At 64.1% G+C, this 22,878-nt stretch carries 22 protein-coding genes, 1 tRNA gene and 1 pseudogene; 15 read left to right on the plus strand and 9 right to left on the minus strand.

What is annotated here, in order from left to right:
- Window positions 1–82 precede the first annotated feature (82 nt).
- The gene (locus ACVW16_RS32755; protein ID WP_456734848.1) at window positions 83–1,324 is read right to left on the minus strand and encodes an efflux RND transporter periplasmic adaptor subunit; all 1,242 of its coding nucleotides are present in this window, start codon (window positions 1,322–1,324) and stop codon (window positions 83–85) included.
- A gap of 199 nt (window positions 1,325–1,523) precedes the next feature.
- On the opposite strand from ACVW16_RS32755, the gene ACVW16_RS32760 reads away from it, so the two are divergent.
- From ACVW16_RS32760 to ACVW16_RS32770, 3 genes are all read left to right on the plus strand, one after another.
- Complete coding sequence (locus tag ACVW16_RS32760; RefSeq protein WP_456703104.1) at window positions 1,524–2,126, plus strand: TetR/AcrR family transcriptional regulator; 603 nt, start codon at window positions 1,524–1,526, stop codon at window positions 2,124–2,126.
- 32 nt (window positions 2,127–2,158) lie between these two features.
- Window positions 2,159–3,064 carry a ribonuclease Z gene (rnz, locus tag ACVW16_RS32765; protein ID WP_456734849.1) on the plus strand — a complete coding sequence of 302 codons (906 nt, stop codon included), beginning with the start codon at window positions 2,159–2,161 and terminating at the stop codon, window positions 3,062–3,064.
- 119 nt (window positions 3,065–3,183) lie between these two features.
- Window positions 3,184–3,387, plus strand: a complete 204-nt coding sequence (locus ACVW16_RS32770) for a hypothetical protein (protein WP_456734850.1) — start codon at window positions 3,184–3,186, stop codon at window positions 3,385–3,387.
- Between the two features lie 26 nt (window positions 3,388–3,413).
- Here ACVW16_RS32770 and ACVW16_RS32775 read toward each other — a convergent pair whose 3' ends face one another.
- Window positions 3,414–4,262 (minus strand): IclR family transcriptional regulator, encoded by an 849-nt coding sequence (locus ACVW16_RS32775; protein WP_456734851.1) that lies wholly within the window; start codon window positions 4,260–4,262, stop codon window positions 3,414–3,416.
- A gap of 154 nt (window positions 4,263–4,416) precedes the next feature.
- On the opposite strand from ACVW16_RS32775, the gene ACVW16_RS32780 reads away from it, so the two are divergent.
- The 6 genes from ACVW16_RS32780 (at window position 4,417) to ACVW16_RS32805 (ending at window position 9,415) form a co-directional block, all read left to right on the plus strand.
- Window positions 4,417–5,337 carry a dihydrodipicolinate synthase family protein gene (locus tag ACVW16_RS32780; protein WP_456738153.1) on the plus strand — a complete coding sequence of 307 codons (921 nt, stop codon included), beginning with the start codon at window positions 4,417–4,419 and terminating at the stop codon, window positions 5,335–5,337.
- Between the two features lie 17 nt (window positions 5,338–5,354).
- Entirely contained in the window at window positions 5,355–6,461 is a 1,107-nt protein-coding gene (locus ACVW16_RS32785; RefSeq protein WP_456738154.1) for a four-carbon acid sugar kinase family protein, read from the plus strand.
- A complete protein-coding gene (gene pdxA / locus ACVW16_RS32790) occupies window positions 6,458–7,501 on the plus strand; it encodes a 4-hydroxythreonine-4-phosphate dehydrogenase PdxA (protein WP_456703108.1) in 1,044 nt (347 codons plus the stop codon). Before ACVW16_RS32785 ends, pdxA begins: the two co-directional genes overlap by 4 nt.
- A gap of 1 nt (window position 7,502) precedes the next feature.
- Entirely contained in the window at window positions 7,503–8,633 is a 1,131-nt protein-coding gene (locus ACVW16_RS32795) for an iron-containing alcohol dehydrogenase (RefSeq protein ID WP_456734852.1), read from the plus strand.
- Window positions 8,634–8,824: 191 nt separating this feature from the next.
- Window positions 8,825–8,898 (plus strand) — tRNA-Gln (locus tag ACVW16_RS32800).
- Between the two features lie 157 nt (window positions 8,899–9,055).
- Window positions 9,056–9,415, plus strand: a complete 360-nt coding sequence (locus tag ACVW16_RS32805) for a DUF1428 domain-containing protein (RefSeq protein WP_456703110.1) — start codon at window positions 9,056–9,058, stop codon at window positions 9,413–9,415.
- Window positions 9,416–9,421: 6 nt separating this feature from the next.
- On the opposite strand, the gene ACVW16_RS32810 is transcribed toward ACVW16_RS32805, so the two are convergent.
- The 4 genes and pseudogenes from ACVW16_RS32810 to ACVW16_RS32825 form a co-directional block, all read right to left on the minus strand.
- A complete protein-coding gene (locus ACVW16_RS32810; protein WP_456703111.1) occupies window positions 9,422–9,733 on the minus strand; it encodes a hypothetical protein in 312 nt (103 codons plus the stop codon).
- A 95-nt stretch (window positions 9,734–9,828) separates the two neighbouring features.
- Complete coding sequence (locus ACVW16_RS32815) at window positions 9,829–10,398, minus strand: invasion associated locus B family protein (RefSeq protein WP_456734853.1); 570 nt, start codon at window positions 10,396–10,398, stop codon at window positions 9,829–9,831.
- A 64-nt stretch (window positions 10,399–10,462) separates the two neighbouring features.
- A pseudogene (locus ACVW16_RS32820) lies at window positions 10,463–13,604 on the minus strand (multidrug efflux RND transporter permease subunit).
- Window positions 13,601–14,776, minus strand: coding sequence for an efflux RND transporter periplasmic adaptor subunit (locus tag ACVW16_RS32825; RefSeq protein ID WP_456734855.1), 1,176 nt, complete (start codon window positions 14,774–14,776; stop codon window positions 13,601–13,603). The pseudogene ACVW16_RS32820 and the gene ACVW16_RS32825 overlap by 4 nt, the downstream one beginning before the upstream one ends.
- Before the next feature lie 388 nt (window positions 14,777–15,164).
- On the opposite strand from ACVW16_RS32825, the gene ACVW16_RS32830 reads away from it, so the two are divergent.
- The 6 genes from ACVW16_RS32830 (at window position 15,165) to ACVW16_RS32855 (ending at window position 21,190) form a co-directional block, all read left to right on the plus strand.
- A complete protein-coding gene (locus tag ACVW16_RS32830; protein WP_092230377.1) occupies window positions 15,165–15,404 on the plus strand; it encodes a hypothetical protein in 240 nt (79 codons plus the stop codon).
- 236 nt (window positions 15,405–15,640) lie between these two features.
- A complete protein-coding gene (locus tag ACVW16_RS32835; protein WP_456734856.1) occupies window positions 15,641–18,199 on the plus strand; it encodes a TonB-dependent receptor domain-containing protein in 2,559 nt (852 codons plus the stop codon).
- A gap of 20 nt (window positions 18,200–18,219) precedes the next feature.
- Window positions 18,220–18,909, plus strand: coding sequence for a Fe2+-dependent dioxygenase (locus tag ACVW16_RS32840; RefSeq protein WP_456734857.1), 690 nt, complete (start codon window positions 18,220–18,222; stop codon window positions 18,907–18,909).
- Window positions 18,906–19,889: a tonB-system energizer ExbB gene (exbB, locus tag ACVW16_RS32845; protein WP_456734858.1), complete on the plus strand. Its 984-nt coding sequence runs from the start codon at window positions 18,906–18,908 to the stop codon at window positions 19,887–19,889. The genes ACVW16_RS32840 and exbB overlap by 4 nt, the downstream gene beginning before the upstream one ends.
- Before the next feature lie 3 nt (window positions 19,890–19,892).
- Window positions 19,893–20,357 carry a TonB system transport protein ExbD gene (gene exbD / locus ACVW16_RS32850; protein ID WP_456703117.1) on the plus strand — a complete coding sequence of 155 codons (465 nt, stop codon included), beginning with the start codon at window positions 19,893–19,895 and terminating at the stop codon, window positions 20,355–20,357.
- 8 nt (window positions 20,358–20,365) lie between these two features.
- A complete protein-coding gene (locus ACVW16_RS32855; RefSeq protein WP_456734859.1) occupies window positions 20,366–21,190 on the plus strand; it encodes a TonB family protein in 825 nt (274 codons plus the stop codon).
- Here the strand turns inward: ACVW16_RS32855 and ACVW16_RS32860 are convergent.
- The 3 genes from ACVW16_RS32860 to ACVW16_RS32870 all read right to left on the minus strand — a co-directional run bounded on the left by ACVW16_RS32860 (window position 21,178) and on the right by ACVW16_RS32870 (window position 22,871).
- A complete protein-coding gene (locus ACVW16_RS32860) occupies window positions 21,178–21,600 on the minus strand; it encodes a hypothetical protein (RefSeq protein WP_456738155.1) in 423 nt (140 codons plus the stop codon). The genes ACVW16_RS32855 and ACVW16_RS32860 overlap by 13 nt on opposite strands.
- Window positions 21,601–21,679: 79 nt before the next feature.
- Window positions 21,680–22,360: a site-2 protease family protein gene (locus tag ACVW16_RS32865; RefSeq protein ID WP_456738156.1), complete on the minus strand. Its 681-nt coding sequence runs from the start codon at window positions 22,358–22,360 to the stop codon at window positions 21,680–21,682.
- Between the two features lie 118 nt (window positions 22,361–22,478).
- The gene (locus ACVW16_RS32870; RefSeq protein WP_456734860.1) at window positions 22,479–22,871 is read right to left on the minus strand and encodes a GFA family protein; all 393 of its coding nucleotides are present in this window, start codon (window positions 22,869–22,871) and stop codon (window positions 22,479–22,481) included.
- Window positions 22,872–22,878: the final 7 nt, after the last annotated feature.

The raw sequence follows: 22,878 nt of genomic DNA on the forward strand, positions 1-22,878 counted from the left end.
CCCGCGAACGCGGAATCGAGATGCGATGCCTTGGTCGTCAAGTCGTCGTTCCGGGCGCGTGTCGCGTGTCCCGGCAACGCAACTAGCGTTGCACCACGTCCTGGTTACTGTGGTTGGAGGCCTGCTGTCCGCGCGCGCCCATCGCAGCCACCTCGGTCTTGAGGAGGGCCCCGGGGCGCACGCGCTGCAGTCCGTTGACGACGATGCGGTCGCCGGTCTTGAGGCCCGCCGTCACGATGCGAAGGCCGTCGACCGAGCCACCGAGCGTGATCGGCCGATAGACCGCGCGGCTGTCGTCGCCGACGGCCATCACGAACTTCTTATCCTGGTCGGTGCCGATCGCGCGCTCGTCGATCATCACGAGCGTCTGCTGCTTCGGCTGGCCCATGCGCACGCGAGCGAACTGGCCGGGAATGAGACGCCCGTCGTCGTTGGGGAATACCGCGCGCACACGGATGGTGCCGCTGTGGCCGTTGACCTGGTTGTCGATCAGCTGGATGTGGCCCTTGGCGGAGAGACCGCCTGAGGTCGCCATCTCCACCGGGATCTGGTCGAGATTGCCGCGCTTGCCGGTGCCGTCTGCGATCGCGTTCAGCGCCCGCAGCACGACCTCCTCGTCAGCATCGAACGACGCGTAGATCGGATTGACCGAGACCAGCGACGTCAGCACTGGCGAAGCAGTGCCCGCGGCGACGAGATTGCCGACGGTGACCTCGATCTTGCCGACGCGGCCGTCCACGGGCGCGCGCACTTCCGTGTAGTCGAGATTGAGCTTTGCGGTCTGGAGCGTCGCTTCCGCCGCCTTGACGTTGGCGATGGCTTCGCGATTGGCGTTGTCGCGCTGGTCGTAGTCGCGCCGCGTCACCACGGCATTGCCGACCAGCTGCGCGCCGCGGTCGAGCTCGCTCTGGGTGAACACCGCGCGCGCCTTTGCGGCTTCGAGCTGCGCGTTGGCCTTGTCGACCTCGGCCTCATAGGGCGCAGGATCGATCTTGAACAGGACGTCGCCCGCCTTCACGAGCGCGCCCTCCGTGAAGTTGGTGGAGAGGATCGCACCCGCCACACGCGGACGAAGCTCGACGCGCTGGATGGCCTCTAACCGGCCGGAAAAATCGTCCCACAGCACGGTCTGCTTCGGCTCGATCATCGCGACGGTCACGGAGACGGCCTGCTCAGCCGCGGCCGCTGTTGCGGTCGCTTGCGCTGAACGGAAGTAGTGCCCCGTCGCGAGGGAGCCGGCTATGGCGAGGGTGCCCATGGCAGCAACGCCGCCGAGCATGCGGCGGAGACGGCGGGGACGCGAGGTGCTTGGGGAGGGGGGCATTTGCGCGCTCCAGATATGTAATGTTCACTACAGATGTGGAGCTGGATATCGCAGCGCAAGAGACTTATGTATCATTCACTAAGAAAATTGTAGCCGCTTACCGCAGATATCGGAAGGCGGAAGGGAAAAGAAAGCTAGAACAATTAGATAGAATGTGGCGTTAGGTTGGGGCGAGCCGCCATTCCAAGGAGACAGGCACATGGGCATGGGACGCCCCCGAGAATTCGACGCCGACATCGCGCTGGATCAGGCGATGGAAGTGTTTTGGCGCCATGGCTATGAGGGCGCCACGATTGCCCAGCTCACGGAGGCCATGGGCATCAACCCGCCGAGCCTTTACGCCTGTTTCGGCAACAAGGAGGGCCTGCTGAAGGCTGCCCTCGACCGCTACACCAAACTGCGCGGTGCGTGGATGGATGAAGTCGTCGCGGCGCCGACTGCCCGCGAGGTCGCCGAGCGAATGCTGAAGGGCATCGCCGAAAAGCAGACCGACCCCGCCAATCCGCCCGGCTGCCTGCTCGTGCAGGGCGGTATCGCCTGCGGCACCGGATCCGAAAACGTCCCCTTCGAACTCGCCACCCGCCGTGCCCAGAACGAAGACCAGCTCCGCGACCGCTTTGTGCGCGCCAAGGCGGAAGGTGATCTCAAGCCGACGTCGGATCCCGCCGCGCTCGCGCGCTACGTTTCGGCGGTCTCTGTCGGCATGGGCGTGATGGCCTCGTCAGGGTCGGATCGCGAAGCGTTGCGGCAGGTTGCCGATGTCGCCGTGCAGGCCGTCGAGGCGCAGTCGGAGCAAGGCTAGGGCTCAGCGGCCTCCTCGAAAACGAGTCACGCATGTTCGCCCTGACATTTCTCGGCACCTCGGCCAGCGTTCCCTCGGCAGAGCGCAATCATCCGGCAATCCTCCTGGAGGTCGCGGGCAAACGCGTGCTGATCGATTGCGGCGAAGGTACGCAGCGCCAGCTGCTGCGGAGTGGCGCCGGCTTTCGGCGGCTTGATCGCATTTTGCTCACGCATGGTCATCTCGATCACGTGCTCGGTATCCCCGGCCTGTTCTCGACCTTGGGGCTGCGGCAGACCTCCGAATTGATGACCATTCATGGCGGGCCTGAAACGCTCGACGTGGTCATCCGCTTGCTTGCAGGCCTTTGGGGCGCGGGCCGGGCGCCGATCGCGATCGAGTTCGTGCCGCTGTTCGAAGGGCAGGTCGCCGACGCAGGCGACTTCACGATCGACTGTTTTCCGGTCCGCCATCGCGACACCGACAGTTTTGGCTTCTCATTCCAGAGTCGCGCGCGGCGCCATCTTCTGTCCGATCGACTGTCCGCACTTGGCGTGCCCGATGGCCCCATGCGCGGAGAACTGGCCGCGGGTCGGCCGGTCACGGTTGAAGGCGGCCGAACGATCGATCCCGAGGAGGTCCTCGGCCCTCCCAGCGGCGGCAGGAAGCTGGTCGTCATCGGCGACACCGAGACCACCGAGGGACTCTCGAAGCACGTGACGGATGCCGATCTGCTGGTGATCGAGGCGACGTTTCTGGATCGGGACGCGGCGACGGCACGAGACTACGGCCATCTCACCGCGGCCGAGGCGGCGAGGTTCGCGGCTGGGAATAATGTCCGGCAGCTTGTGCTGACGCATCTGTCAGGCCGCTATGAGGATGACGAGATCCTGGCGGAAGCAGCCAGGATGTTTCCGAACGTCCGGATTGCCGCCGACTTCGACCGCATCGCTGTTTAGCCAATGCGTTGCACGACCATTAATCTTACCTGTCAAGGTTTATGCCACTTGATTCCCGCAGCCGCGCGCCAGCGCGATAGTTTCGACCGATCAGAAAACAGCTTCGCATTGTGAGTGCCATGTTCCGTTCCGTCGAATTGATCGTTGAGGGCTATGTGAGGCTGAACGATCGCGATGCGCTGGAGAATATTCTGGCGCATCGCCAGGATCTGCTGCGGCAACTGGTAGCTGTGACCGGCGTCGATCCCAAGCAGGCGGTCGCGCAGGTGAGCCGGGAAATCACCATCATCGAATCCGCGCTTGCTACCCTCGTCCCGGAATAGCCGACGTCGGGATCAGGCTTGAGCGCTCAGCTCGACATGCCCGACTTGATCGTGATGTCCTGCACCTTGTGCGTCAGCTGCGTCAGCCTTGGCAGGACCTGGTCGCGAAAAGTCGGCATATCCATACGAGCTGCATCGACCGTGACGCTCAGCCCCGCGATCACTGAACCCTGTGCGTCGAGGATCGGCGTCGCCAGTGTACGCAGGCCATAGGCGTTCTCGCCATCGGAGACGGCGTGGCCTTTCTTCTTCACCTGATCGAGCCGGGCCAGCAAGGCATCGAGATCGGTCAGCGTCCGCTCCGAGAGCTTGACGCGGGGGCGCGACTCCAGCCGCTGGATCTGCTCGTCGCGCTCAAGATGCGCCAGCATGGCATGGCCAAGCGCGGCGCTGTAGGCGGGGATGCGCGTGCCGGGCCGGCGGTCCATCTTGTAGCGGTCGAGACCCGCGCTGACACGCGCGAGATAGATGACATCGCCGCCATCGAGGATGCCGAGCGAGGCCGCATCACCGACATCAGGCACCAGGTCGCGCAGCATCGGCTCGACGATGGTGCGCAAGGATCCGTGCGACAGCACGGTATAGCCGAGGTCGAGGCAGGCGAGACCGAGGCGGAACCGGCGGCTCTGCGGCACCGCCTGCAGATAGCCAAGCTCGATCAAGGTCTGGATCAGCCGGAACGCCGTGCCGCGATCGAGATCGGCGCGGACGGCAACTTCACTGAGCGTCAGCTCGAACGCCTCGCTGCTGAAACTCTTGAGCACGGCAAAGGCCTTGCCGACCGAAGCGACATGGTTCTTGGGATTTTTGGTGTCCGATGTCTTGGGAGCCGCGTCGGATGCGCGCTTTGCCGTCTTCTTTTCGACCTTGGCCATGCGTGAATGCCCTGCCTGACTGCCACAGCCCTTGACGCGGCGGCAGCCTGATCTTACCAACGGAGCATATCATAACAAATGTTCGCATTCCGAACAATATCGATCTGACCGATCGGAGGAAGCCTTGTCCGCATCATCGCTGCATCCCCAGTCCTTGCACCCGCAGTCCTTGCACCCCCTTGGCGTGTTCTCCGCCGCGCTGACACCGCTCGACGCCGAGCTTGCGCCCGATCATACGCGCTTCATCGCGCACTGCCGCTATCTCCTGGACGAAGGTTGCGATGCCATTGCGATGCTCGGCACCACGGGCGAAGCGAACTCCTTCTCGGTTGCCGAACGCACCGCGCTGCTGGAGGCCGTGGTCGCCGGCGGCATCAGGCCGAACCAGCTGCTGCCGGGCACCGGCGTCGCTGCGTTCACCGACACCGTCGCGTTGACCCGCCACGCGCTCTCCGTCGGGGTCGACACCGTGGTGATGCTGCCGCCGTTCTACTACAAGAACGTCAGCGACGACGGCGTTTATGCCGCCTACAGCGAGATCATCCAGCGCATTGGTCATGCCAAGCTCAAGATCGTGCTCTATCACATCCCGCAAATGTCGATGCAGCCGATCTCGCATGCGCTGATCGAACGGTTGCGGGCGGCCTATCCCACGACCATCGTCGGCATCAAGGACTCCTCTGGCGACTTCGCCAACATGACGGCGATGGTCGAGCGCTTCCCCGGCTTCTCGGTGCTGACGGGCGCCGACCCGCTGCTGCTGCCGCTGCTGCGCAAGGGCGGCGGTGGCTGCATCACCGCGACCTCGAACCTCGTCGCGCGCGATCTCGCCTATGTCTTCAAGCATTTCCGAGACAGCGACGACGATGCGGCGCTGAAGGCGGCGCAGGGGCGCATCGTGAAGGCGCGCGAACTGGTCTCGCGCTTCGCCCAGATGCCGTCCCTGAAGGCGCTGATGGCCGAGCGCACCGGTCACGCCGGCTGGCAGCGCCTGCGGCCGCCGCTCGAGACGTTGCCGGCGGCGCAACGGAAGGAGCTGCTCGCGACGGCCGCCGCATTCGCGTCAGCCGCGTAAAGGGGAGCGGCATGTCGATGACACGCGTCCGCATGCTCGCCGACGATCTCACCGGTGCGCTCGATACCGCGGCGGAATTCGTGGGTCTGTGCGGGCCGTTCGATGTGATCTGGGCGGATGCGCCTCCGCGTTCCAGCTCTGCAAGCCTCGCGGTCGACAGCGGCACCCGGGAGCGTTCGAAAGCCGAAAGCGTCGAGATCGTCACTCGGCTGGTGTCGTTGCTTCGCGACGGCGAGATCGCCTATAAGAAAATCGACAGCTTGCTTCGCGGTGCCTGGGCGGCCGAGCTCGGCGCCTGCCTGAGCACCGGGCATTGGACGTCGTGCGTGGTTGCGCCTGCCTTCGGCTATCAGGGCCGCCGCACTGTCGATGCCCAGCAATATGCGCGCACCGTGGCGGGGGACTGGCATCGCGTCGGCGACAATCTGCTGGATCAATTGAAGCGGGGCGGCATCAAGGCGCGACGGGGCGGCCCCGATACCCTGGCGCAAGGCGGCGTTCAGGTGTTCGATGCCGAGAGCGATCTCGATCTCGATCGCGTCGTCGAGATGGCACAGCGCATGCCGGGGCCGGTGCTGTGGTGCGGCAGCGGTGGGCTCGCCGCCGCGCTCGCGCGCGGCCACCGGTCGGACGCGCGTTCGAAGTTGAAGCTGCCGGTGCTGGGCCTGTTTGGCTCGGACCAGGCCGCCACCGCGGCACAGCTGGATGCCTGTGGCGACGTCACCGTCGCGCTCGCCGAGGGCGAGGGTAGCGCAATCGTTCAACGCAAATTGGCCGAAGACAACGTGGCGTTGGTGAAGTTCTCTCTTGCCGAAGGACTGTCGCGCGCCGGCGCCGCGCAGCGGATTGCGCGCGAATTGACGGCGCTGACGGCGGCGCTCGATCCTCCGGGAACGCTGATCGTTGCCGGCGGCGAGACCCTGAAGGCCGCATGCCTTGCACTCGGTGCGCATGCGCTTCAGGTGACAGGGCGCATCGTGCCGGGCCTTCCGCGTTCGGTGCTGCAAGGTGGCCGCTGGGCCGGCGTCGACGTCATCTCGAAATCCGGAGCGTTCGGCACGCGCGAGCTGTGGCGCGATCTGCTTCGAGACAATCAATTGCTCAACATGGAGAGTCCATCATGACCTCTCGTCACCTTGCCATCACCATGGGCGATCCCGCCGGGATCGGGCCGGAGATCATCGTCAAGTCCTGCCTCGGCTTGAAGGAGCGGATCGCGAAAGGCGATCTTCGCCTGCTGATCATCGGCAGCGGCGCGGCACTGGACGGCGCGAAGGCCGCGATCGGCGCGGACGTTGCAATCCCGCAAGTCACGGCCGACGACCGCGATTGGCCCAACCTCTGCTATCTGCAGGCCGATGCCGAGGGTGATCCGATCAAGCCGGGCGTGCTGAGCGCCGACGGCGGCCGCTTTGCCTACAAGGCGATCGAGCAGGGCGTGCGGCTGACACAGGCCGGGCGCACCGCGGCGATCGTCACCGCGCCGCTCAACAAGGAAGCCCTCAACAAGGCCGGCTATCATTTCCCTGGACATACCGAGATGCTGGCGCATCTCACCGGCGTCCGCGGCTCGGTGATGCTGCTCGCCCACGGCAATATGCGCGTCAGCCATGTCTCGACCCACGTCGCGCTGGAGGACGTGCCGAAGCGCCTGACACCGGAGCGGCTGCGCATGGTGATCGATCTCACCAACGACGCGCTGCTGCGGCTCGGGATCGCCAAGCCGAAGATCGCGATCGCCGCGCTCAACCCGCATGCCGGGGAGGGCGGTCTGTTCGGACGGCAGGATATCGACGTCTCTGCGCCGACGATTGCCAAGGCCGTCGCCGACGGCCTCGACGTGGTCGGTCCCGTGCCGGGCGACACCATCTTCGTCAAGCTGCGCGCCGGCCAGTTCGATGCGGCGGTCGCGATGTATCACGATCAGGGGCACATTCCGGTTAAGCTGCTCGGCTTCCAGGTCGATCCCGCCACCGGCCGCTGGCAGGAGCTCTCCGGCGTCAACATCACACTGGGCCTGCCGATCATCCGCACCTCCGTCGATCACGGCACCGCCTTCGACATCGCCGGCAAGGGCATCGCCAACGAGCACAGCCTGATCGAGGCCATCGACTATGCCGAGCGGCTCGCCGCCGGTGTTTCCAAGTCAAGAGATCGAGCCTGAGATGACCAACGCCTTCACGCCCATCGAAATTCTCCGCCCCACCATCCTGGAGTTCGGCAACGGCACGATCACGGCGGCTGCGCGCTTTGCCGAACGGATCGGCGCCAAGCGTCCGCTGGTGATCTCCGACCCGTTCAATGCGCGCCGCGTCGACAAGCTGGCGCTGCCGGGCGCCGTGAAAGTGTTCGGCGAGGTGAAGCCGGAGCCCGATCTGCCCAATCTCGAGAAGGCGGTGGCGATGGCGAAACAAGCCAGGCCCGATCTCGTCGTCGGCTTCGGCGGCGGCAGCGCGATGGATCTCGCCAAGCTGGTTGCGGTGATGTGCAGCGGTGATGTCGCCTTTGCCGACATCGTCGGGCCGGAAAAGGTCGCGGGCCGCAGCGTCGCGCTGATGCAGATCCCGACCACCTCGGGCACCGGCAGCGAGGCCGGCACCCGCGCGCTGGTGACTGATCCCGTCAGCCAGAACAAGCAGGCGGTGCAGAGCCGCTTCATGCTGGCCGATATCGCCATCGTCGATCCCGACCTGACGATGACGGTGCCGAAGGAGATCACGGCCGCCACCGGGGTCGATGCGCTGGCGCATTGCGTCGAGGCCTACACGAGCCGCAAGGCGCATCCGACGATCGACCTCTATGCGCTCGAGGGCGCGCGGCTGGTCGGGCGTTATCTGAAGCGCGCGGTGGCCGATGGCGGCGATCGCGAGGCCCGCGCCGGCCTCTCGCTCGCCTCGCTCTATGGCGGCTATTGCCTCGGCCCGGTGAACACCACCGCCGGTCATGCGGTGGCCTATCCGCTCGGCACGCGTCATCACATCGCCCACGGTCTCGCCTGCGCGATGATCTTCCCGCACACGCTGGCGTTCAACATGCCCGCGGAGGAGGGGAAGACGCTTGCGGTGCTGGCGGCACTCGGCCTGCCGGAGCGGAACGATGCCAAGCTTGCGTTCGATGCGACCTACGCGTTCTGCAAGAATCTCGGCGTCGAGATGCGGCTGTCGGCACTCGGCGTGCCCAAGGCCGATCTCGGCGTGATGGCGGACGAGGCGTATGCCATCAGGCGCCTGCTCGACAACAACCCGCGCGATCTCAGCCGGGACGCGATCCTTGGGATGTACGAGGTCGCGTTCTAGCCGTCCGCGCCGCGGCAGGTGATCAAGGCCGCCAATATCAAGATGGAGGAAGCTGGTGATCCACCCAGCGCTTGCCAGCCCGGGGACGAGCAGGTAGAAGGCTGCACGCCTGAGCCGTGATTTGCGCTGTCAGCGCTTCCGGCCGCAGTCGGACAAATCAGTATGATATTGAATTTGTTCGACTATTCCGTTGGGGAATGGTGTAACGGTAGCACAACAGACTCTGACTCTGTTTGTCTTGGTTCGAATCCAGGTTCCCCAGCCAGTTCCAGGCGCTGTCCGAACTCCTGAATTGCCCGATATCAGGCCGCTTGCCGCGCCAGGGATCGCGCCGGTTTGCCTCACCGGAATATCGCCCATCGCCAGTCGGATCGCTGCTCCGCCGATCGTCCTGGGGACACACAACCCCTGGGAGATCCGTAATGCCCTATGTCGATGGTTTTGTGCTCGCCGTGCCGAAGGACAAGATCGGGGCCTACACGGCGCTGGCGCGAACGGCCTGCGCGGTGTGGATGGAGCATGGCGCGCTCGATTATGTCGAATGCATCGGCGACGACGTGCCTCATGGCAAGCTCACGTCTTTTCCGCGCGCCGTGATGGCGAGTGAGGACGAGGTCGTGGTGTTCTCCTGGATCGTTTACCGCGACCGCGAGACCCGCGATGCCGTCAACAAGAAGGTGATGGCCGATCCGAGGCTCAAGGGCTCGGACATGCCGTTCGACGGCAAGCGCATGATCTATGGTGGCTTCACCACGCTGCTGCGGGCGAGTGACGCAGGCTGAACCGCCTCACGGCTTCGCTGGCGGCGGTTGCAGTGGCGCGACCGCGGGGGGCGCGGAGCCATCGGTGATGCGTTCGCGCGTCGTGCGAATGCGCTTCACGTCGGACGTGGACGTCGACGCGCCGGAATCTGGCGTCTGGGAGAATTTGCCGTCGGTGAGGTCGTTGCGGGGCCGCACCTTTGCGTCATGCACCGTGGGCTCAACCGCCGGCGCAGTCGGCGGCTGTAGTTGGGTCTGCGCGCTCGCGGCGGCGCCGATCATCCCAAACAGGATGACCGGGAGACCAAGCCGATTGAGACCTGACTTCTCGCGCGTCATGTTCCACCGTCATGTCCGGCCCCGCCGACGGCAGACTAGCCCAGCCCGCACGGCTCGGAAAGCCGCCCCGCTGCGAGCAACCGGCGCGTGGTGAACTACTTGATCTTGTCGTAGGCCGCCGCGAAATCATTCAGCGGCATCGGGATCGCGATCGTTTCGTTCGCCATGTTCTGGAACGAGACCTTCAATTGCTTGCCTGACTTCAGGCTTGCAAGCAGGTCCGGCGCGATCGGGGTCGAGGCGTAGCAACCGCGGTTCTCGCAGGTCTGGATCTGGAGATCGACCGTCTTGCCCTCGTCGACCTGGAGCTTGGCGCCGAGCGGGATGTTGAGGCCGAGCGGCAGCTGGAGCAGCGCGACCGGCGTCCGGGTGTCGGGCGCGACGCGGATGTTGATCAGCACGATGGTCTGGCCGGTCTTGGTGAGGACGGCGTTCTGCTCGATCGCGCATTCGAGAGGAGCATCGCGGCTCGCGCTGGTGCAGCGCGCGATCCAGCCGGGCTGCGGCGCTGCGCCTTCGGCCTGCGGCTGGGTCGGCGCGGCCACAGGCTGTGCGGCCGCGGCAGGCGGAGCCGCGTTCTTCTTGGCGCCTTGCTGGGCGTACGCGCCGCCCGTCGACATCAGGACAGCGGCGGCGAGGGCGACAAGTCTGGATTGCATGGGCATGGCAAGACCGCGTTGGCGTGAACCGAGGATTTGGCTGTAGCGTCGGGCTTGGCCCGACGCAAGCTTACTCGGCGGCTTCCTTGACGGTGCCGTGCGCGGCCGCGTCGTGGCCTTGATCCTCGGCCGAGTTGCCCTTGAACAGGTTCGAGAACTTGTCGAGGTAGAGATAAACGACCGGCGTGGTGAACAGCGTCAGCGCCTGGCTGACGATCAGGCCGCCGACCATGGCATAGCCGAGCGGCTGGCGAATTTCGGCGCCGGTGCCGTGGCCGAGCATCAGCGGAACGCCGCCGAGCAGTGCGGCCATCGTCGTCATCATGATCGGTCGGAAGCGCAGCAGCGCGGCCTGGCGGATCGATTCCTCCGGCGTCTTGTGCTCGTCGCGTTCGGCGGCGATGGCGAAGTCGACCATCATGATGCCGTTCTTCTTCACGATGCCGATCAGCAGAATGATTCCGATCAAGGCAATGAGGCTGAAGTCGAATCCAGCGGCCATCAGGATCAGCAGCGCGCCGACGCCGGCCGAGGGCAGGGTCGACAGAATCGTGATCGGATGGATGTAGCTCTCGTAGAGAATGCCGAGGATCAGATAGACCACGACCAGTGCCGCGAGAATCAGGAGCGGCACCGTGCCCAGCGACTGCTGGAACGCCTGCGCCGTGCCCTGGAAGCTGGAGTTCAGCGTCGCCGGCGCGCCGAGATCGGCCATCGCCTTCTGCACAGCGACGGTGGCCTGTCCAAGCGCGACATCCGGCGCGAGGTTGAAGCTGATGGTGATCGCCGGGAACTGGCCCTGATGGCTGATCGAGAGCGGGCGGACCGGATCGGTGGTCCAGCTCGCGAAGGTCGACAGCGGCACTTGGTCGCCGGTCAACGGCGACTTCAGATAGAGCTTGTTGAGCGACTCGAGGCTGCCCTGCATCTCCGGCAGGATTTCCAGGATCACATGGTAGCTGTTGAGCTGGGTGAAATACTGCGCGACCTGACGCTGGCCGAACGCGTCGTAGAGCGTGTCGTCGATCAGCTGCGGCTGGATGCCGTAGCGCGAGGCGGTGTCGCGGTTGATGTTGAGCTGGACCGTGGTGCCCTGGGTCTGCTGGTCGGTCGCGACGTCGCGCAGCTGCGGCAGCGTCTGCATCTTGGCGAGGATCTTCGGCGCCCACGAATTGAGCTCGCCGAGATCGGCGTCCTGCAGGGTGAACTCGAACTGCGTGCGCGTCGGTCGGCCGCCGAGCCGCACGTCCTGCGCCGCCTGCATGTAGAGGCGGGCGCCTTGCACCTTGTCGAATTTGGGACGCAGCCGCGCGATGATCTCTTGCGCAGATGCGTCCCGCTCGTCGCGGGGCTTCAAGGTGATGAACAGATTGCCGTTATTGCCGGCACGACCGCTGCCGCCGATCGCCATCGCGACGCTGGCGACGTCGGGATCGGCCATGATGATCTTTCCGAGTTCCTGCTGGCGGTTGAGCATTTCCTTGAAGGAAATGTCCTGCGACGCCTCGGAGGTCGCGGTGATCAGGCCGACGTCCTGCTGCGGGAAGAAGCCTTTCGGGATCAGGACGAACAGGTAAATCGATAGCGCCAGCGTCGCGAAGAAGATCGTAAGCGTGGTGCGGCGCCAAGCCAGCGCATGGTCGAGCCCGTATTCATAGCCGCGCAGCAGCGCGTCGAAGGCGCGTTCGCTCCATTGGTAAAATCTGCCATGGGTCACCTCGCCATGTGCGCGCAGGAAGCGCGAGGCCATCATCGGCGTCAGCGTCAGCGACACGAACATCGAGACGAAGATCGTCATCGCCAGCACGACCGCGAATTCGCGGAACAGGCGGCCGATGATGCCTCCCATCAGGAGCAGCGGGATCAGCACCGCAACCAGCGAGATGCTGATTGACATGATGGTGAAGCCGATCTCCTTGGAGCCCCTGAAGGCGGCGGCGAGCGGCTTTTCGCCTTCCTCGATGTAGCGCGTGATGTTCTCGAGCATCACGATGGCGTCGTCGACGACGAAGCCGACCGCGATCGTGAGCGCCATGAGCGACAGATTGTCGAGCGAATAGCCGAACACCCACATCAGCGCGCAGGCGCCCAGCAGCGCCAGCGGCACCGTGATGGCCGGAATCACGGTCGCCCAGAAGCTGCGCAGGAAGACGAAGATCACCATGACCACGAGGAAAATGGTCAGCAGCAGCGTGAACTGGACGTCCTCGACTGCGGCGCGGATCGTCGTGGTGCGGTCGCTGATCAGCTCGATCTTGATCGCGGGCGGGATCGCCGCGACCAGCCGGGGCAGTGTCGCCTTGATCCGGTCGACGGTCTCGATGACGTTGGCGCCGGGCTGCTTGAACACGACCAGGAACACGCCGCGCTTGCCGTTGGCCCATGCCGCCTGTTTGGCGTCCTCAGGACCGGTGACCGCCTGGCCGATGTCCTTGATCCGCAATGGACCACCGTTGCGGTAGGCGATGATGACGTCGTTCCAGTCCTTGGACTGCAGCAATTGATCGTTGGCATAGATCGTATAGGCGCGCTTATCGCCGTCGATATTGCCCTTGGGGCTGTCGACCGTGGTGATGCCGATCGCGCTGCGAACGTCTTCCAGCGACAGACCCTTGGCAACGAGCTTGCCCGGATCGACCTGGACGCGCACGGACGGCTTCTGCTGGCCGCCGATGAAGACCTGGGCCACACCGGAGAGCTGGCTGATCTGCTGGGCGAGCTGGGCGTCGACCGCGTCGCTGACGCTGGTCAGCGGCAGCGTGTCCGACGTCGCCGAGAGCAGCAGGATCGGCGCGTCGGCCGGGTTGACCTTGCGATAGGTCGGCGGCGAGGGCAGGTTCTTCGGCAACTGGCCGCTGGCGGCGTTGATCGCGCCCTGCACGTCGTTCGCCGCACCGTCGATGCTGCGGTTGAGGTCGAACTGGATGGTGATCGAGGCGGTGCCCAGATAGCTCGTCGAGGTCATCTGCGCGATGCCGGGAATCTGGGGCGAACTGGCGCTCCAGCGGCTGCGCGACCGACGAGGCCATCGTCTCCGGGCTGCCGCCCGGCAAATTGGCCGTGATCTGGATGGTCGGGAAGTCCACCTGCGGCAGCGGTGCGACCGGCAGCAGTGGATAGGCCACGAGACCGACAAACAGGATGCCGGCCATCAGCAGCGATGTGCCGATGGGATAACGGATGAAAGGTGCCGAAATCCCGCCTTCGGTCATTCCTGCTGAACCTTGCTTTTCTGGACCGGATCCGAGCTCGCCACGGTCGTCGAAACGACGCTTCCGGGCTGGACTTTGTACTGACCGCCGGTGATCACCTGCTGGCCGGGGCTCAATCCTTCATCGACGACCGAACGCCCGTCGATGGCGTAGCTGACCCTGATCTTGTGAACCTCGGCCTTGTTGTCCGGACCGACGGTATAAGCGTAGAGGCCGTTGGTGGAATGCTGAACCGCGTCATCGGGGACGATGGTCGCGTCTTTCAGCGTCCGCACCAGGAGGCGTGTCGAGACCGATTGTCCCGGCCACAGCGTGTGTTCCTTGTTGTCGAACACCGCCTTGAGCCTGATAGTCCCGCTGGTCGTGTCGACCTGGTTGTTGATGACGGCGAGCTTGCCTTCAGCCAGCGTCTTCTTGCCGTCGGTGGTGAACGCGATCACCTTGAGGTCGCCGGACTGCTGGCCCTCGCTGATGTAAGGCAGTTGTTCTTCAGGCGCGGTGAAGATCACCGTGATCGGCTCGACCTGAGCGATGGTGACGATGCCGGTCTGGCTCGAGGCATTGACGATATTGCCGATGTCGACCTGGCGCAGGCCGGCGACGCCGGTGATCGGCGATTTGACCTGGGTGTAGTCGAGCTGCGTCTGGGCGTTGGCGATCGCGGCTTCGTCGGCTGCGATCTGTGCGGTCAGCTGGGCGACAGTCGAGCGTTGCGTATCGGTCTGCTGCCGCGTCGCGAATTCGCCGAGCTTGGTATAGCGCTGAAGATCGAGATTGGCGTTGGCGAGGTTGGCCTCGTCCTGCGACTTCTTGGCCTTGGCTTGATCGAGGGCGGCCTGGAACGGGCGCGGGTCGATCTCGACCAGGAGATCGCCCTGGTTGACCATTTGGCCTTCGGTGAAGGCGATCTTGTCGATCTGGCCATCGACCCGGGTCCGGACTTGTACGGTGTTGAAGCCCTGCACGGTGCCGAGGCCGGTCAGGTAGACCGGGAAGTCGGCCTTCTGGACCGGCGCAATGCTGACGGGCACGGCGGCGACCCGCGGCGCACCCTTTTGCGCGGCCTGGGCCTTCGCTGCCTCAGCGGCCGAGAATCGCTGCCAGCCGTAATAACCGCCACCGGCCACGGCTGCGATGATGACAATCCATAGGATCGGCCGTGACTTTTTCATATGTAAGCGTATCGGCTTGTATGCCCAAAACAACGAATTGCGGGGCGATCAAAGGGTTCCAGAACGGCTTGTATAATACACGCCAAGTTCCAGTGTAAACAGCACTATCAGTTGAGAATCCTAAACAATTGGAAAGCTTTGCACCCTGTAGGCGAACGGATGCCGACGCAGTGTGCAGCGCTGCATTTCGTGTCGCAAACGAGGAGCGTGCAAGAGACAGGAAATGCTCGCGCACGGCGTGAGACGACGGTGCGCGGTGCCAGCGATGCGTTCTGTGCGTGAGAAGGGCTGACCCTGGCAAGAACGGTTCTAAACCGGCCACGCGGTGTTTCGGTTGTCACTAAAATCACCGTCGTTCATATCAGCGCCGCCACAACAGGAGTGCGGGATGGACGAACTGAACGGCAAGCTGATCGCGTGTCAGATTCTGATCACGGGTTTGATCGCGCGTGTCGCCAATGAGCAGCGCGATCCGTTGCGCTTCCTCACCGACTTCCGCGATGAGATCAAAGCCGTCGTCAAAGGCGTCAACATCGCAGGCATGGAGAACTCCGATCATGTGCGCGCGACGGCGCAGCGCACCGTTGATGAATTGTTCTCGCTGATGAAGCCGCCGATCAGCGACTGACGGCTGCGCGAAACGATGCGTGAAGACATCGTGCAGTGTCCGACTGCATCCGTGTCGCGCCACTTGCAAGCCTGAGTTTAGAACGGTTTCAAACTGCAGTTTAGAATCGTTTTGATCTGGATGGATTCAAGGATGCAGATGGCGTGATTGCGTTGACCCTCATGGCCCCGCTCGATACGACCAGCGCGTCGCATGTTTGCAATGCGACACGTTGCAGAATGGGAATGGGACACAGGATGGGTATGGCGAGGGCTCCGCGGTCGTTGCGTTCGACTGCGGCACGGACTTCATTGGGCAGCAGTTTCGATGCCGCAACCGGCAAGACTGTTTCCACCGTCGCAAGCTTGATTGCGGTCGCGTCCGTATCGAGCGCAGCGCAGGCTCAGCAATCAACACTGCCGCCCGTGAATGTCGATGCGCCGAAGGAGCGGCCGCGCTCCACCACGGCGAAGCCGACGCCCGATCAGGTCCGCGCCCGCAACGCATTGCGCCGTGCCGCACAACAGCGTCAGCAGGCAGCAGTGGCCCCGGTCGTCGATACGTCCGCGCCGGCGGCCGATCGCAATCCCTTTGCGGATCAGGCAGCGCCCTACAAGGTCGATCATGTCCAGGCCGGCGGCAAATTCCCGGAGAAGCTGGTCGACACGCCGAAATCGATCACGGTTCTCAGCAAGGAAGTGCTCGAGGACAAGAACGCCACCACGCTGAAGCAGGCGATCCTCAGCACGGCCGGCGTGACGCTCGGAACGGGTGAGGGCGGCAACGCGTTCGGCGACCGTTTTTTCATCCGCGGTTTCGACGCCCGCAACGACGTCTTCATCGACGGCGTGCGCGATGCAGGTGTCAGCGTACGCGAGAACTTCTTCACAGAGCAGGTCGAGATCCTGCGCGGTCCTGCGTCGTCCTTCGCGGGCCGCGGCACGGCCGGTGGGGCGATCAACATCGTCACCAAGCAGGCCGCGACCGAGAAGAGCTTCTACAACATGGACACGACGTTTGGCACCGACCAGACCAAGCGTGTCACGCTCGACGTCAATCAGGTGATCAACCCGACGCTTGCCGTTCGCACTGGCGGTCTGTTCCAGGATGCTGACGTGGCGGGCCGAGACCGGATCAAGGACAATCGCGACGGTGCTTTCGTGGCGACGACCTGGAAGCCGACCGATGCGATCAAGATCACGGGAAACTACATCCACACCGAGTTGACCGGCATTCCCGATTTCGGCGTGCCCTATTATCGGCCGAGCACGGCGAGTACCGCCGGCGGTCCGTTCCCTGATTTCGGTGTCAACCGAAACAATTTCTACGGTTTCGTCAATCGCGACTTCTACCGGACCGGCCAGGACATCGGCTCGATCAATGCGGAAGTCCAGGTCACGCCGGATCTGTTGCTCACCAACAGGATCCGGGAATCGCACTCCACACAGAACTACATTGGCACATTGCCGGAATCGCCGGTTATAACGAGCAACAGTCCGGCATTGTGGACGTTGTCGGCCAACCCGCAGAGCCGGTATCAGGCCACGGATGTGTTCGCCAATCAGACCGAGGCGACGTACAAGTTCGATGATTATGCGGGCTTCAAACACACGCTGCTCGCCGGCATAGAATACGACAACGAACGATCGTCGATTGATAGCTACACGGGGCTCGGCTCCGAGATCACGACGGGGGCGACAGCTTTCACCGGGACCGGGTCCTTGCCCGGCGTCAGCGTCTTCTGGCCCCAATATACCGACAATCCATTCCCGATTCCCGGTGGGCTTACGGGCCGGCCCACCAAGATCGGAATCGAGACCGTCAGCGGCTACGTCATGGACAGCGCGAATTATCGCGACGTTCTGATCCTCAACGGCGGTTTCCGCTACGACGACTACAACATCAAGACCTCGGCGTTCACCGCGGCTGGTGCCTTCGGTCAGCAGTCCGCCGAATTCCTGGTTCCGGATTTCAACCTCGGTCTCACGCTGAAGCCGCTGCCCAATGGCAGCGTCTACGTGGCCTACGCGACCTCGGCGAACCCGGTCGGCTCGGAGTTCGACGGTACCAGCACCGCTTATGGCGGCATCAATCCGAATCTCGCTGGTGGCAATAACCAGATCTTCGGGCCGGAAAAGAACAAGGCCATTGAACTCGGCACCAAGTGGGAGTTGTTCGATCGCCACCTGCTGCTGACCGCCGCCCTGTTCCAGACGACGAAGGATAACGCGCGCGAGGCGCAGAATGTCGGCAGCACGGCCGCCGCCGCCGCGCTGGGCTGCACCTATGCTCCCGTGGCCCCGTCGACCACCGTCTCGTGTATCACGGCCGGCGCCGCTTACCGCGTCCGCGGCATCGATCTCGGCGTCGGCGGCAAGATCACCGACAAGTGGAGCGTGTTCGGCGGCCTGGTGCTCATGCAGTCGGAGGTCATGAAGTCGCTCGCGCCACCCGCCAACAGCAAGCTCTATGCGTCGAATGTCGGCCTGCCGCTCGCCAACATCGCGCACCAGTCGTTCAGCCTGCTGTCGAAATACCAGCTCACCGACGTCTGGGAGCTCGGCGGGCAGGCGGTATATCGCTCGAAGGTGTACGGCGGCACCTTGCTCGCGGCCAACCAGGGCACGTCGATCCCCGGCTACTGGCGCTTCGATGCGTTCGCGGAAGCGAAGATCAACAAGAACTGGCAGGTGAAGCTGTTCGTCAACAACATCTTCGACAAGCGCTACTACGACGCGCTGTACCAGAGTGTTGCGCCTTTCGTGCTGGAGGCACCGGGACGCGCGGCCTATCTCGTGCTGTCCGCGCGCTACTGATGGAGACATGACGAGGTGCCATGCTGACATGCATAGACGGCGTCCTGAGCAAGGATGATGTGGCGGAGTTCCGCCGCATCATGGACGGCAGCGAATGGGAAGACGGCCGTTCCACCGCGGGCGCGCAGTCGGCGATGGTCAAGCGCAACGAGCAATTGCCGCCGGATGGCGAGGTCGCGCGCAGGCTCGGCAACCGCATCATCTCGGCGCTGACGGCGAGTCCGCGATTTCTGGCGGCGGCGATCCCGCTCCAGATCTTTCCGCCGCTGTTCAACCGCTATACGGCGGACAGCGGCCACCATTTCGGCCTGCATGTCGACAACGCGATCCGCGGCGACCGCCTGACCGGCCTTCGCATCCGCACCGATCTGTCGGTCACGCTGTTCCTCAGCGAGCCCGAGGATTACGACGGTGGCGAGCTTGTGATCGAGGACACCTACGGTTCGCACGAGGTCAAGTTGCCAGCCGGGGACTGCGTGCTCTATCCCTCGACCAGCCTGCATCTGGTCACACCGGTGACAAGGGGGGCGCGGGTTGCGTCTTTCTTCTGGCTCCAGAGCATGATACGGGACGATCAAGCCCGCAGCATGATCTTCGACCTCGACACCGCCATTCAGGCGTTGGCGGCACGGCTCGGGCGTGACGATCCCGAAACGATCAAGTTGACGGGCATCTATCACAACCTCATTCGCACCTGGGCCGAAGTATGAAGATCACATCTTTCCGAGCAAGCCTCGCTGCAGCCGTGCTGTTCACGGCCGCCTGGCTCGCAGTTCCTGCGTCTGCCCAGACACAAACCCGGGCGGCGGCGCCGGCGCGGCCGATGGCGGCACCGGTACTCGTGGCGGCTCAGCCGGTGCCGGCCGCCCCCGCGATGGCCGCACCTGCGCCATCGACCGCGGCCCCTGCTGCGCCCGTGGCGATGCCCAGCGCGCCAGCGACCGAGGCTGCCGTGGCCCCCGCCTCCGAGGCCGCGCGGAAAGCGGGCATCGCGCCGGCCATGAAGGAATTGTCGCCCTGGGGGATGTTCATGGCGGCGGACATCATCGTGAAGGCGGTGATGATCGGGCTTGCCTTCGCCTCGCTCGTAACCTGGACCGTCTTCATCGCCAAGTCGATCGAGCTGTCAGTCGCCTCCGCCAAACTGCGTTCGGCGTTGAAGAAGGTCGCTGAAGTTCGCTCGCTTGCCGAAGCCCAGATGGCGCTCGGCACCAAGCAGGGCATGTTGTCGTCGTTCCTTGCGGCCGCGCTACGTGAAGCGCGGATGTCTGCGGGGCTCTCCAGCGACGAAGGCATCAAGGAGCGCGCGGCCTCGAGCTTTGCCGAGATCGTCCGCGCAGAAGCACGACGCATCCGCATCGGCACGGGTCTCCTCGCGACCATCGGTTCGACATCGCCCTTCGTCGGCCTGTTCGGCACCGTGTGGGGCATCATGAACAGTTTTATCGGCATCTCGAAGTCGCAGACCACCAACCTCGCGGTGGTCGCGCCCGGCATCGCGGAGGCGCTGCTCGCGACGGCCATCGGCCTCGTCGCGGCGATCCCCGCCGTTATCATCTACAATCACTTCTCGCGCGTGACGAAGAGCTATCTCGAGCTCGTCAGCCGCGCCTCGGGCGCGGCGGCACGTCTGTTGTCGCGCGATCTCGACCGCAGCCACGGCACTGCGCATTCGCGGGCGGCGGAGTAAGCCATGGCAGTCTCGCTGACGGACAACGATGACGACGACGATTTCTCGGAAACGCATGACATCAACGTCACGCCCTTCATCGACGTCATCCTGGTACTGCTGATCATCTTCATGGTCGCCGCACCACTGTCGACGGTCGATCTGCCGATCGATTTGCCGACGTCGAGCGCAACGCCGCAGAAGAAGCCGGACAAGCCGACTTATCTCAGCATCAAGCGCGATCTGGGGCTTGCGATCGGGGAGGATTCGGTGAGCCGGGCCAACCTGATTCCGACCCTCGACGGCTTGTCAGACATGAGCAAGGACAAATACGTCTTTCTGCGTGCCGATCGTTCGGTGCCCTATGGCGAGCTGATGGGCGTCATGGAGCTGCTGCGCTCCGGCGGTTACACGCGGGTCAAGCTGGTGACGTTGGAGGCTGCTGGCGCGCCGGCGGCACCAGCTGCGACAGGCCCCGCGCAGCCATAGGGGTCGCCATGTCGGTTGAGCTCGAACCCAAATCGTCCAGAAGGCTTTGGATCTTGGCGGCGGTCGCGGCGCTCGTGCTCCATTTGTGTGGGGCTGCGCTCGCGCTCGCCAGCTTGCCGACCGATGATGGCGATGAAGGCTTGGGCGCTGCGGGTGCCGAGTTCGCGGTCGAGATGGCTTCTCCGCCGATTCAAGACTCCAATCAGGCCCTTGGTCCGACGGACTCCGAGGAGCAGGAAGAGCGTCCCGAGCTTCAGCAGCAGAAGGCCGAGACGAAGGAAACAGATCTTCCGCAGGATCGACCGCAACCGCTCGAGGATGCTGATCGCGTTGTCTCTGAGAACAAGGCGAAGAAGGAGCAGGACGAAGATCCGAAGGTGGCCGCCACCGAAACCCCCGCCATGGAAGCTCAGCAGAAGCAGATTGCCATGGAGCGGCAAACCTTCGAAAACGCCACGCGCGAAGCTGAGAGGGCCATGGCTCCGGTGCTCGGCATTGGTAAGGACGTGCTCAAAATTACGGCGGACTGGAACCGCAAGATCAGCGCGCATCTCGCGGCTCACAAGGTCAATCCGGAGGGCAAGCAGCCCAACAATCAAACCACCAAGGTGAGCTTTTCACTCAATCGACGAGGCAACGTGGTGTCGGTCGACGTGGTCGAATCCTCCGGAGACGCCGCTTTCGATGCGGCAGCGGTCGCCATGGTCCGCAAATCAGATCCATTCCCGGTACCACCTGCCGCGTTGACCGAGGATCGGGTCGAGCGCACCGTCGATATCGTTTTCAAGCCGCCGGAAGACAAGAAAAAGAAGAAGACCGCTCAGCGCCAGTAGTATTTGATCCCGACATAGACCACGACCAGGCAGGCGAAAATCAGCGCCACCGGAAGAGGACGCTTCTGGGTTCCACTGACCGTGCCTGCACCGAAGAAGCCAGTCTTCTTTGCTTTGGGCGCCGGCCGGCGAAAGGCGGTAACATTGTCCGTCACCGGCTCGGGCGGCCGGGGGCGGACATCGGGCGGGTTCCCGCCGCCGCCCATTTCCAGATAATAGGATTTGTAGACCTCGGCGATGGCGACCTCGGTGGCCTCGGTCTCGCTCATCCGATCCAGCAGCTTCTTGTAGCCATCGAGGAAGCCCTGCGCCTCGGGAGGCAGCGCCGACAACCCATTCAGTTTGGCCATCATCTTCCAGGTGGCGAAATCGGCGCGGGCACGGGTATCGGCGCGTCGCGCGATCAGCATATCGGCAGCTTTGACCAAGTTGGCCTCTAGCCCTTCGGCTTTGTTTTCAAGTGCAGGATATCCAAACGTAACGCTTCAACTATGCGTTGCCGGTCGCGAAGAGAACAGCTTGAATCACATGACCGGTCAACGTTCGCAGTATTGCTGAAATAACATCAAGATTTAGACCGAACTGGGAACCCGCCATCGGCAGCAGAATCAGCAGGGCGATCAGGATCAGCATGCCGAACGGCTCGAGCCGTGCCAGCGGCAGGGCGAGCGGGCGGGGCAACAGCCCGACCGCGACCCGCCCGCCGTCGAGTGGCGGGATCGGCATCATGTTGAAGACGGCCAGCACCGCGTTGATCCGCAGCGCGTTCTTGAGGTTGTCGAAGATCCATTGCGCTGAACCGGCGGGAGCCCAGGGCAGGGCGTGGAGGGCGAGGCCTGCTGCGAGCGCCAGCAGGATGTTGGTGACGGGGCCGGCGAGGGCGACCCAGACCATATCCAGCTTCGGGTGGTTGAGCTTGCGGAAATTCACCGGCACCGGCTTGGCGTAGCCGAACAGGAACGGCGAATGCGCAAACAGCAGCATCGCCGGCAGGATCAGGGTGCCGAACGGGTCGATGTGCCTGAGCGGATTGAAGCTGACGCGGCCGAGCTGCCAGGCGGTGTCGTCGCCGAGCCGGTGCGCGACGAAACCGTGCGCGGCCTCGTGGAAGGTGATGGCCAGCACCAGCGGCAGCACCCACACCGAGAGGTCGTAGAAGGAAATGTTCACGTCGCGCCTGCTCCGGCTTTGCCTGTCGCCCTGCAGACGACCAAACCGGGGGCGCAGCAACGCTTCCGCGCAACATAGGGCGGCCGGTTCCGAAATGCCACGCCGCAAATGATCGCCGTCAGGCCGGGATCGTCGTCTCATATTGCGTCATGCCGTCCTCGATCCTGACCCAGGCCAGCTTCTCGCTGGTCCAGATGTGCTCGGTCGGTGTGAAAGCGTTGCGGTCGTCGAAGGTCGCGAGGGCCACGCCCGCCAGCGTGCCGTTGCGACGCCAGGCGAACAGCCGCGTGCCGCAAGCCTTGCAGAATACGCGATCGATGTTTTCCGACGATGCATAGCGGCCGGTGTCACCCTCGACCGTTAGCGCTTTCTGGTCGAACTGGGCACGGGCGAAATAGGGCGAACCCATCGCCTTCTGGCAGCGGCGGCAATGACAGACGCGCACGTTCAGCGGCTCGCCCTGCGCCTTGAACCGCACCGCGCCGCACAGGCACCCACCTTCCCGGATCATGGCTCTC

The organism is Bradyrhizobium sp. USDA 4474, assembly GCF_054057515.1.

Coding starts and splice junctions, on each gene's coding strand:
- exbD (WP_456703117.1), top strand. CDS start 19,893: ATGGCAGTCTCGCTGACGGACAACGATGACGACGACGATTTCTCGGAA.
- exbB (WP_456734858.1), top strand. CDS start 18,906: ATGAAGATCACATCTTTCCGAGCAAGCCTCGCTGCAGCCGTGCTGTTC.
- ACVW16_RS32805 (WP_456703110.1), top strand. CDS start 9,056: ATGCCCTATGTCGATGGTTTTGTGCTCGCCGTGCCGAAGGACAAGATC.
- ACVW16_RS32810 (WP_456703111.1), bottom strand. CDS start 9,733: ATGACGCGCGAGAAGTCAGGTCTCAATCGGCTTGGTCTCCCGGTCATC.
- ACVW16_RS32870 (WP_456734860.1), bottom strand. CDS start 22,871: ATGATCCGGGAAGGTGGGTGCCTGTGCGGCGCGGTGCGGTTCAAGGCG.
- ACVW16_RS32755 (WP_456734848.1), bottom strand. CDS start 1,324: ATGCCCCCCTCCCCAAGCACCTCGCGTCCCCGCCGTCTCCGCCGCATG.
- pdxA (WP_456703108.1), top strand. CDS start 6,458: ATGACCTCTCGTCACCTTGCCATCACCATGGGCGATCCCGCCGGGATC.
- ACVW16_RS32795 (WP_456734852.1), top strand. CDS start 7,503: ATGACCAACGCCTTCACGCCCATCGAAATTCTCCGCCCCACCATCCTG.
- ACVW16_RS32860 (WP_456738155.1), bottom strand. CDS start 21,600: ATGCTGATCGCGCGACGCGCCGATACCCGTGCCCGCGCCGATTTCGCC.
- ACVW16_RS32770 (WP_456734850.1), top strand. CDS start 3,184: ATGTTCCGTTCCGTCGAATTGATCGTTGAGGGCTATGTGAGGCTGAAC.
- ACVW16_RS32775 (WP_456734851.1), bottom strand. CDS start 4,262: ATGGCCAAGGTCGAAAAGAAGACGGCAAAGCGCGCATCCGACGCGGCT.
- ACVW16_RS32840 (WP_456734857.1), top strand. CDS start 18,220: ATGCTGACATGCATAGACGGCGTCCTGAGCAAGGATGATGTGGCGGAG.
- ACVW16_RS32815 (WP_456734853.1), bottom strand. CDS start 10,398: ATGCCCATGCAATCCAGACTTGTCGCCCTCGCCGCCGCTGTCCTGATG.
- ACVW16_RS32785 (WP_456738154.1), top strand. CDS start 5,355: ATGACACGCGTCCGCATGCTCGCCGACGATCTCACCGGTGCGCTCGAT.
- ACVW16_RS32830 (WP_092230377.1), top strand. CDS start 15,165: ATGGACGAACTGAACGGCAAGCTGATCGCGTGTCAGATTCTGATCACG.
- ACVW16_RS32855 (WP_456734859.1), top strand. CDS start 20,366: ATGTCGGTTGAGCTCGAACCCAAATCGTCCAGAAGGCTTTGGATCTTG.
- ACVW16_RS32825 (WP_456734855.1), bottom strand. CDS start 14,776: ATGAAAAAGTCACGGCCGATCCTATGGATTGTCATCATCGCAGCCGTG.
- ACVW16_RS32760 (WP_456703104.1), top strand. CDS start 1,524: ATGGGCATGGGACGCCCCCGAGAATTCGACGCCGACATCGCGCTGGAT.
- ACVW16_RS32835 (WP_456734856.1), top strand. CDS start 15,641: ATGGGTATGGCGAGGGCTCCGCGGTCGTTGCGTTCGACTGCGGCACGG.
- rnz (WP_456734849.1), top strand. CDS start 2,159: ATGTTCGCCCTGACATTTCTCGGCACCTCGGCCAGCGTTCCCTCGGCA.